1 rRNA gene is annotated in these 1,956 nt (G+C 53.0%); it reads left to right on the top strand.

Annotated elements, in window-relative coordinates:
- Positions 1-72 precede the first annotated feature (72 nt).
- A 16S ribosomal RNA gene (locus tag HMPREF2692_RS04715) occupies positions 73-1,589 on the top strand.
- Positions 1,590-1,956 lie beyond the last annotated feature (367 nt).

A 1,956-nucleotide genomic window follows, 5' to 3' on the forward strand; every position in this document is an offset into this window, starting at 1 on the left:
TTGGTTGGTTTGTCTGTTTGTTAGGTTTGGGCTTTTCACGGCCTGATTTTTTGGCTTTTGTGCTGAAATTTTTTTGTGGAGAGTTTGATCCTGGCTCAGGACGAACGCTGGCGGCGTGCTTAACACATGCAAGTCGAACGGAAAGGCCTCAGCTTGCTGGGGTACTCGAGTGGCGAACGGGTGAGTAACACGTGGGTGATCTGCCTTGCACTTCGGGATAAGCTTGGGAAACTGGGTCTAATACCGGATAGGACAGCTGTTTAGTGTCAGTTGTGGAAAGTTTTTTCGGTGCAAGATGAGCTCGCGGCCTATCAGCTTGTTGGTGGGGTAATGGCCTACCAAGGCGTCGACGGGTAGCCGGCCTGAGAGGGTGGACGGCCACATTGGGACTGAGATACGGCCCAGACTCCTACGGGAGGCAGCAGTGGGGAATATTGCACAATGGGCGGAAGCCTGATGCAGCGACGCCGCGTGGGGGATGAAGGCCTTCGGGTTGTAAACTCCTTTCGACAGGGACGAAGCTTTTGTGACGGTACCTGTATAAGAAGCACCGGCTAACTACGTGCCAGCAGCCGCGGTAATACGTAGGGTGCGAGCGTTGTCCGGAATTACTGGGCGTAAAGAGCTCGTAGGTGGTTTGTCGCGTCGTCTGTGAAATTCCGGGGCTTAACTCCGGGCGTGCAGGCGATACGGGCTGACTTGAGTGCTGTAGGGGAGACTGGAATTCCTGGTGTAGCGGTGAAATGCGCAGATATCAGGAGGAACACCGATGGCGAAGGCAGGTCTCTGGGCAGTAACTGACGCTGAGGAGCGAAAGCATGGGTAGCGAACAGGATTAGATACCCTGGTAGTCCATGCCGTAAACGGTGGGCGCTAGGTGTAGGGGGCTTCCACGTCTTCTGTGCCGTAGCTAACGCATTAAGCGCCCCGCCTGGGGAGTACGGCCGCAAGGCTAAAACTCAAAGGAATTGACGGGGGCCCGCACAAGCGGCGGAGCATGTGGATTAATTCGATGCAACGCGAAGAACCTTACCTGGGCTTGACATATAGCGGATCGCTGCAGAGATGTAGTTTCCCTTTGTGGTCGTTATACAGGTGGTGCATGGTTGTCGTCAGCTCGTGTCGTGAGATGTTGGGTTAAGTCCCGCAACGAGCGCAACCCTTGTCTTATGTTGCCAGCATTTGGTTGGGGACTCATGAGAGACTGCCGGGGTCAACTCGGAGGAAGGTGGGGATGACGTCAAATCATCATGCCCCTTATGTCCAGGGCTTCACACATGCTACAATGGTCGGTACAACGCGCAGCGACACTGTGAGGTGGAGCGAATCGCTGAAAGCCGGCCTTAGTTCGGATTGGGGTCTGCAACTCGACCCCATGAAGTCGGAGTCGCTAGTAATCGCAGATCAGCAACGCTGCGGTGAATACGTTCCCGGGCCTTGTACACACCGCCCGTCACGTCATGAAAGTTGGTAACACCCGAAGCCAGTGGCTCAAACTCGTTAGGGAGCTGTCGAAGGTGGGATCGGCGATTGGGACGAAGTCGTAACAAGGTAGCCGTACCGGAAGGTGCGGCTGGATCACCTCCTTTCTAAGGAGCATTATTTTGCCCACAGTTGTGGGTGTGTTGGTTGAGTGCACATGTGTTGTGCTGCCAACGATATTGTTTAATCGGGTGGAGACACACCTTAAACAAGAACAGTTAGTCGTTATATACATAGTGTGGAAATAGATTTTTTAGTACTTGGTGCATTGTTGGGTGTCTGGGGCATTATTGTCCTGGTGTTGCCTAGTTGCTGACGCAATCATGGTTTGTTGTGTGGTTGTTGTTGGTGGTTGGGGTGTTGTGTGAGAACTGTATAGTGGACGCGAGCATCCCCAAATGATGGTGCTTTTTAAGCATGGTTGTTTGGGTGTGTAATTTCTTTATTCTTTTGTGTTTTGTGTAGTTCACGCCG

Origin of the sequence: Corynebacterium sp. HMSC036D03 (assembly GCF_001836185.1) — a bacterium.
GTDB lineage: Bacteria > Actinomycetota > Actinomycetes > Mycobacteriales > Mycobacteriaceae > Corynebacterium > Corynebacterium simulans.